The 7,703-nt window shown below is 58.8% G+C and carries 7 protein-coding genes and 1 pseudogene; 4 read left to right on the forward strand and 4 right to left on the reverse strand.

Annotation, left to right across the window (positions count from 1 at the left end):
• Positions 1 to 1,344, reverse strand: a pseudogene (locus ACIOZM_RS01420) (aconitate hydratase B); the annotation flags it as partial.
• 409 nt (positions 1,345 to 1,753) lie between these two features.
• Between ACIOZM_RS01420 and ACIOZM_RS01425 the strand changes: the two are divergent.
• The gene (locus tag ACIOZM_RS01425; RefSeq protein WP_201238924.1) at positions 1,754 to 2,224 is read left to right on the forward strand and encodes a DUF1289 domain-containing protein; all 471 of its coding nucleotides are present in this window, start codon (positions 1,754 to 1,756) and stop codon (positions 2,222 to 2,224) included.
• 99 nt (positions 2,225 to 2,323) lie between these two features.
• On the opposite strand, the gene ACIOZM_RS01430 is transcribed toward ACIOZM_RS01425, so the two are convergent.
• Entirely contained in the window at positions 2,324 to 3,187 is an 864-nt protein-coding gene (locus ACIOZM_RS01430; protein WP_401208633.1) for a universal stress protein, read from the reverse strand.
• Between the two features lie 161 nt (positions 3,188 to 3,348).
• On the opposite strand from ACIOZM_RS01430, the gene ACIOZM_RS01435 reads away from it, so the two are divergent.
• The 3 genes from ACIOZM_RS01435 to ACIOZM_RS01445 all read left to right on the forward strand — a co-directional run bounded on the left by ACIOZM_RS01435 (position 3,349) and on the right by ACIOZM_RS01445 (position 6,087).
• Entirely contained in the window at positions 3,349 to 3,951 is a 603-nt protein-coding gene (locus ACIOZM_RS01435; RefSeq protein WP_401208635.1) for a tRNA-(ms[2]io[6]A)-hydroxylase, read from the forward strand.
• Positions 3,952 to 4,092: 141 nt separating this feature from the next.
• Positions 4,093 to 4,800 (forward strand): response regulator, encoded by a 708-nt coding sequence (locus tag ACIOZM_RS01440; protein WP_401208637.1) that lies wholly within the window; start codon positions 4,093 to 4,095, stop codon positions 4,798 to 4,800.
• Complete coding sequence (locus ACIOZM_RS01445) at positions 4,801 to 6,087, forward strand: ATP-binding protein (protein WP_401208640.1); 1,287 nt, start codon at positions 4,801 to 4,803, stop codon at positions 6,085 to 6,087. It abuts the gene before it with no gap.
• 121 nt (positions 6,088 to 6,208) lie between these two features.
• Here the strand turns inward: ACIOZM_RS01445 and ACIOZM_RS01450 are convergent, their stop codons facing one another.
• The gene (locus ACIOZM_RS01450) at positions 6,209 to 7,006 is read right to left on the reverse strand and encodes a MipA/OmpV family protein (RefSeq protein WP_401208642.1); all 798 of its coding nucleotides are present in this window, start codon (positions 7,004 to 7,006) and stop codon (positions 6,209 to 6,211) included.
• 100 nt (positions 7,007 to 7,106) lie between these two features.
• Entirely contained in the window at positions 7,107 to 7,595 is a 489-nt protein-coding gene (locus ACIOZM_RS01455; protein WP_401208644.1) for a GFA family protein, read from the reverse strand.
• Between the last annotated feature and the right edge of the window lie 108 nt (positions 7,596 to 7,703).

Genomic DNA, 7,703 nt, shown 5'->3' on the forward strand with positions numbered 1-7,703 from the left:
GGTGTGGCAGTAGGACTGCATCACCAGATGAGCGGAGAAGCCCAGGCACGCCAGGTCTTTCAGTTCGTCACGGGTCATTGGACCGGTGGTGTCCTGAGAACCTACGGTGGTCATCTTCGGTTCGCAGTAGGTGCCAGGACGGATGCCTTTGCCTTCTGCCAGACCGCAAGCCTTGCCGACCATTTTCTGCGCCAGGGTGTAACCCTTGGTGCTTTCGATCGGTGCATCAGGCTTTTTGAACAGGTCGAACGCAGGCAGACCCAGTTCGGCGCGAGCCTTCTCGGTCAGGCCACGGCCGATGATCAGTGGAATACGGCCGCCAGCGCGAACTTCGTCCAACAGAACCGGAGTCTTCATTTCGAAGGTGGTCAGGACTTCGTCGGTTCCGTGTTTGCAGACTTTGCCAGCATGCGGGTACAGGTCGATCACGTCGCCCATGTTCATGTTGGAAACGTCGAACTCGATTGGCAGTGCGCCGGCATCTTCCATGGTGTTGTAGAAGATCGGAGCGATTTTGCTGCCGAAGCAGAAACCGCCAGCACGCTTGTTCGGCACGTAAGGAACGTCGTCGCCGAAGAACCACAGAACCGAGTTGGTAGCGGACTTACGCGAGGAACCGGTACCGACCACGTCACCGACGTAGGCGATAGGGAAGCCTTGACCGCGCATTTCTTCGATCTGCTTCATCGGGCCGATGGCGCCCTGCTGATCAGGAACGATGCCTTCACGAGCCATTTTCAGCATGGCCAGAGCGTGCAGCGGGATGTCTGGACGCGACCAGGCATCCGGAGCAGGCGACAGGTCGTCGGTGTTGGTCTCGCCAGTCACCTTGAACACGCGCAGGCTGATTTTGTCGGCCAGGGTCGGACGGTTCTTGAACCACTCGCCGTCAGCCCAGGACTGCAGCACGCCTTGAGCGTGAACGTTGCCGTTCTTGGCTTTTTCAGCCACGTCGTGGAATGCGTCGAACATCAGCAGGGTGTGCTTGAGTTGAGCAGCAGCAACCGGCGCCAGTTCGGCGTCGTCGAGCAGGTCAACCAGGGTCACGATGTTGTAGCCGCCCTGCATGGTGCCGAGCAGTTCTACAGCGCGCTTCTTGTCCAGCAGAGGAGAGGAGACTTCGCCCTTGGCCAGTGCAGAGAGGAAACCGGCTTTGACATAAGCCGCTTCGTCCACGCCTGGTGGAATGCGATTGGTGATCAGGTCAACGAGGAATTCTTCTTCGCCAGCCGGAGGATTCTTCAGCAGCTCGACCAGGCCTGCAGTTTGTTCGGCGTTAAGCGGCTGGGGAACGATACCCAGGGCTGCACGCTCTTCGATATGTTTGCGGTAGGCTTCAAGCACAGTTATTACCCTCATCAGTGGTCCCAAATGGGTGTCCGGGACGCTCATCCCGAAATGACCGTACTCATGCGCCGCACGACGTTGTGGGTCGTTTGGCCAGAATTACCGGACATTCCTTACAGAAGCTGCTTTCAAAGTTTTACGCCTGCAGAACGGGGAGCTGATGAGGGTTGGCGATTGGCTTTTCCCCGCTGGAAAAACCCTTCGCCAACACCGCTCTGAAGGAACGACTGTGCTCGTGACGCTTTGAAAACAGCTTCTAACGGACATTGGCGCCTTAAAAGGCTGGCTGATTCTACGGCAAAAAAAAATTAAAGGTAAGTTAGGCCCTCAAGTTTGAGGGGTGATCAATGTTAGACAAAGGGCTAACATGCCGACCTGTTCCGCGTTTCAGTGTTTTGTCTACTTTATGCCCAATCAGACCATCAAGACCCCATGCGTCGGCCTCTGCTCCACTGTTTACGGTGATCTGGTGTGCCGTGGCTGCAAGCGTTTCCATCACGAAGTGATCAACTGGAACGGTTACAACGAGGAAGAAAAGCGCGCGGTCTGGCTGCGACTCGAACAATTGCTGTCACAAGTGATGGCCGGCAAGGTCGAGATTTTCGACTCGGCGCGCCTGCGCCAGCAGCTGGAACAGCGCAAGATCCGCTTTGTGCCGCATCAGTCGGAATATTGCTGGGCGTACCAACTGATCGCCCGGGGTGCGCGGGTGATCATTAATCTGGATGCCTACGGGATGGTGTTGCTGCCGGAGTTTCGCGACTGGAATCTGCCGGAATTGCGCGATGCCATTGATCGGGAATTTTTCCTGCTGTCGGAAGCGCACTATCAGCGCTATATCGCTCCCGGATTCCTCAAGGACGCCTTCGGCGCCTGATTTTTAAAGTCAAAAGATCGCAGCCTTCGGCAGCTCCTACAGGGGAATGCGTTCCAACTGTAGGAGCTGCCGAAGGCTGCGATCTTTTGATCTTGAGACCTAGTGTTTCACCGCCAACTCCACCAGATGATCCTCAACCTCCTGCGGCTTGAGCACCAGCACGTCACTTTCCAGCGAGTCGAGCACCACTTCGGCGGTATTGCCGATCAACGCCCCTGACAACCCGGTGCGCGCCACGGTGCCAATCACCGTCACCGCCGCTTGCAGTTTGTGCGCCATGAACGGAATCAACACATCCGCCGGTCCTTCCTCGATGTGCAGATGCTCATCGTCGACATCGAACTCGGCCTGAAACGCCCGGCACTGGTCGCGATAGCGCGCCTCGATGGTTTCCTTGAGCTGAAAGGTCGGGTCAGCCGCCGACAGCATCGGCGACGGATGTGCGGCGATCACATGCAGATGCCCCTTGGCCAGACTGGCGATGTCATAGCCGTGATCGATGATCGTCGTGTGCAGATGCCGGTGCTCGCCGTCGGCATTGCCGACATCGACTGCGGCGAGAATCACTCGGTCCTTCCACGGCATGCAGGTTTTCACCAGCAGTACCGGGGTAGGGCAGTTGCGCAGGAGTTTCCAGTCGGCCGGGGTCAGCAGGGCTTTTTTCAGTGGACTGTCGGGGAAATGCTGTTTGATCACCAGCCCGCAGCCTTCGGCCTGCTGCACGTCGATGATGGTTTCGTGCAGGCTTTCGTTCCACGCCTGTTCGGTGGTGACGCTGTAACCGTCCGCCACCAGCGCGGCTTTGAGTACGCCGAGCATCCCGGCGTGGTCGTGCTTCCTGTCGCACACCAGCAGGTGCAGATGGGCCTGGGTCACGCCAGCGATCAGCTTGGCGCGCTTGAGCGCCAGGCTTTCCGAATGTTCGGGTTCGATGACCACCAGAATGCTGCGAATGGCTTGCATGAGCGGAGTCTCCAGCAAAGAAAAGGCACGGCGTTGCACAACTATAGTTGCTGCCCGTCAGCCTGCGACTTGATGCATATCAACGATGGCGACTGGTGGTCTGCGGGCAGGCCGGTATAATCGGCGCCCTTCGCTCGAACACCTTTTTAGCCGTGAGCCCCATGATCTTTCCCGAAATCCACGAATTCCTTGGTTGCCGCACGCCCGATGCCTGGGTTCAGGCTGCATTGGCCGATCAGGAAACCATGCTGATCGACCACAAGAACTGCGAGTTCAAGGCTGCCAGCACCGCGTTGAGCCTGATTGCCAAGTACCATTCCCACGCCGATCTGATCAACATGATGTCGCGTCTGGCCCGGGAAGAACTGGTGCACCACGAACAAGTGATGCGCCTGATGAAACGGCGCAAGATCGAACTGCGTCAGTTGCATGCCGGCCGTTACGCATCGAGCCTGCGCAAAGTGGTGCGCAGCCATGAACCGGTGAAACTGGTCGATACGCTGGTGGTCGGCGCTTTCATCGAAGCGCGCAGTTGCGAGCGGTTCGAAGCGCTGGTGCCGCATCTGGACGAAGAACTCGGCAAGTTCTATTTCGGCCTGCTGAAAAGCGAGGCGCGGCACTATCAGGGTTACCTGAAACTGGCCTACCAGTACGGCGACGCGAAAGACATCGCGCAGGTGATCGAGCGAGTGCGAGCTGCCGAACAGGAACTGATCGAGTCGCCGGACGAGGAATTCCGCTTCCACAGCGGCGTACCCGCCTGAGATTGTGAAAAACTCTTAAGAGTATGAAACATCACCGGAAACCGGCCCCTGCGGCCGGTTTTTGCTGCGTGAAGCAAACGTCGCACCGGCAATGCCGCCATAATGTCGCCCACTTCACACATGGGTTGGCAGACGGTCGTTATGGATAACCTGGGTTTTGGCAAAGTCCTTCTGGTGGAGGACGATGAGCGCCTCGCGGCGTTGATCGCACACTTTCTCGAACAGCATGGCTACGAGGTGCACACGGTGCATCGCGGCGATCTGGCGGTGGCCGCGTTTCTTGAATTCAAGCCTAAGGTCGTGGTGCTGGACCTCATGCTGCCGGGGCAGAGCGGTCTGCACGTTTGCCGGGAGATCCGCAGCGTGTCGGACACGCCGATTGTCATCCTCACCGCCAAGGAAGACGACCTCGACCATATTCTCGGCCTTGAGTCCGGTGCCGACGACTACGTGATCAAACCGATCAAACCGCCGGTGCTGCTGGCTCGATTGCGTGCGCTGCAACGCCGTCAGGTGCCGGAGAATGGCGTGGTCAGTTCACTGGAATTCGGCCGTTTGAACATCGATCGCAGTTGCCGCGAGGTGCGGCTGGCGGGCGAGATCATCGAAATGACCACCATGGAGTTCGAACTGCTGTGGTTGCTGGCCAGTGCGGCGGGCAAGACGCTTTCTCGTGATGACATCCTCAATCGCATGCGCGGCATTGCCTTCGATGGCCTCAACCGCAGCGTCGATGTGTACATCAGCAAGTTGCGCAACAAACTCAAGGACAACCCCCGCGAACCGGTGTGCATCAAAACCGTGTGGGGCAAGGGTTACCTGTTCAATCCGTTTGCCTGGGAGTTGTAGATGCTGCGGTTATTTTTCGGGCTGTTTCTGGTGATGACGGTCGGCCTGGTGCTGGCATTGCAGACGGTCGAACACACCTTCAACGCCTTGCTCGACAACCAGATGCAGGCTTACAACCGTGAGGCTGTGCGCGGGCAGGCGTGGTCGCTGGTCGAGCACATGCGCGAACAACATGGCGAGGCGCGCGAGCAGCAACTGGAAGCCCTGCGCCCGCATTATGGTTTGTCGCTGAAGCTGGTCGAGGCCGATCAACTGGCGCTGACTGCCGAGGAAAAATCCGAGCTGGCGCAGAACCTGCTGGTGATCCGCGACAACTACACCCAGTTCATCAGCAACATCGATGGTGGTAGCCAGTTGCTCAGCATCAAACTGCCGCCCGAGCCGAGCCTGATGCCGTTCTACATCACTGCGGCTTACATGATGCTGGCGGTGTTGATCGGTATCGTCCTGTTCTTCTGGGTACGCCCGCACTGGCGCGATCTGGAGAAGCTGCGGCTGGCGGCCGAGCGCTTCGGCGATAACGATCTGGCGGTGCGCATCCAGTTGTCCAAGCGCTCGAACATTCGTGATCTGGCCGGGCACTTCAACCTGATGGCGGCGCGGATCGAGAGCCTGATCGCCAATCAGCGCGAACTGACTAACGCCGTGTCCCACGAATTGCGCACGCCGATTGCGCGGTTGTCGTTTGAACTTGATCAACTCAAGCAGCAACCGGATGCCAGCCTGAATCGCGAGTTGATCGCCGACATGTACGCCGACCTTGGCGAGCTGGAAGAAATGGTCTCGGAACTGCTGACCTACGCCAGCCTTGAACGCGGCGCGACGGTGATCAAACGCGAGAATATCCAGGCGACCAATTGGCTCGACAGCGTGGTCGGCAGCGTGGCGCTGGAGGCGGAAGCGGCGGGAGTGCAATTACTGATCGGTGAATGCCAGCTCGAAACGGTGCGCATCGAACCACGGTTTATGGCGCGGGCGGTGATCAATCTGCTGCGCAATGCGATTCGTTATGCCGATCAACGGGTCGAGGTGACGCTGGTACGCACTGGCGATTATTACGAAGTGCGGGTTAATGATGACGGACCGGGCGTGCCGGTGGATGGGCGGGAGAAAATCTTCGAACCGTTCTCGCGGCTGGATGCCAGTCGTGATCGGCGTACCGGTGGCTTCGGGCTGGGGCTGGCGTTGGTGCGACGGGTGTCGCAGTCGCATGGCGGGCAGGTTGAGGTAGGCGAGTCGGTTTGGGGTGGGGCGTCGTTTCGTATGACCTGGGCACATCTGGATTGAGTGATGTTGCCTGTTCCGGCCCCATCGCTGGCAAGCCAGCTCCCACAGGTTCAGTGGCTACACTACAAATCCCTGTGGGAGCTGGCTTGCCAGCGATGAGGCCATCAGACACATCGCAAACTCAAAAGGTATAAACCACCTGTCCAGCCAACGAAGTCTGCAACCGCCGCTCGACAATCGGGCTGTCCGCCGCCTCATGGTTCAGATACTGCACCGCCAACACCGTCGAAACACTCCACTGCTCATCAATCGGCATCGTCCAGGTCAGATCCGCCCCGCGACTGATCAACCCGCCATGGGCCTTGTACGCCCCAAACCGGCTGCGCGCCGCTTGTGCCGCACTTACCCCATACCAGGTGCGCAGATAGTCGCCATCACCAAACTGGCTGTTAACCCCGCCATTCACCTTGCCGTAACGTCCCTCATACAGTGGCATATTGAGGCTGAGTTTCAGGCGATTCCAGGCTGAGCCGGTGTCGTGGTCGTCATCATCCTTTTCCAGCGCATGCTCGAAGTTCGCCTCCAGAACAATCGGCCCCATGTGATAGCGACCATCCAGCCCGATCACCGGCCGAGACTTGATCGAACCCATACCGTTGAGATCGTCCGAACCCTTGTAGCCGGTCTTGCGATCCTTGCGCACATCGCTGGCGCCGACGTAGACGCTGAGGCCGAAGTCGTCCTCGTCAAAACCCCAGCCCAGACCCCGACTGCTGTCGAGAAAAAAACCGTACGGGCTGACGATTTCGACACCCACCAGCGGCGCCAAAACCCGTTCGTCGCTACCGCTGTAGCGCGGCGTGCTGACCGCACCAGCGCGCAAGGTTGTTTGCCAGTCTTCGGCGCGCAACGAATCGCCCGGCAACAACAGGCAAAGGGAAGTCAGAGACAGCGAGAACGTTCGTAACGAAACCGGCATGGGGCACCCGAGGGGAGTTTGGATGCGCCCATGCTAGGCGGGTGGCGGCCAGCAATCTTTGGCAGCTTTGTCGGGAAACTGTCAAAGACTGTGAAGGTGATCAGCGAGTCAAACCGAGGCGCTCATGCCATTGGGCGATGGACTCTTCGGGGTAGACCTCGAACTGTTTGTCCTTCGGTTTAGCCTCGACTTCGACCCAAGGGGCCTTTGAGCCGAGCATCAGGTGCGTGTGTTCCGGCGGTACCGGCAACGGGGTGTCGATGGCCGAGGCGAACGGGTGGATCAGCTCCGGCCATTCCGGGCTGAACAGCCACAAACCGCTGCCACACTGCGCGCAGAAATGTCGCTCGGCAGTGCTGCGGTGGGCGCGTTTTTCGCCTGCGTCTTTCATCTTCGCGTGGTAGATGCTGATGTGCTTGCGACCTTGCACTTTCAGGCTGCTGGCGTCGCCGCCGAGGTTGATCGCGTAACCGCCACCGCCCTGGGTCTTGCGGCAGATCGAGCAGTAGCAACGTTGATATGGATAGGGGTGGGCGCTGGTCAGGGAGAATGTCACTGCGCCGCAATGGCAAGAGCCTTCCAGGTGCATGGGGGCCTCCGGTTTGCTGGAATGGTCTGGTTCAGCCTAGAAGATTTGCAGTGAATGTGCTGACGCTATCGCTGGCAAGCCAGCTCCCACAGTGTGCGGTGGTGAACA

The sequence above is a fragment of the Pseudomonas sp. NPDC087346 genome (assembly GCF_044744235.1).
In the GTDB taxonomy this organism is placed as follows: domain Bacteria; phylum Pseudomonadota; class Gammaproteobacteria; order Pseudomonadales; family Pseudomonadaceae; genus Aquipseudomonas.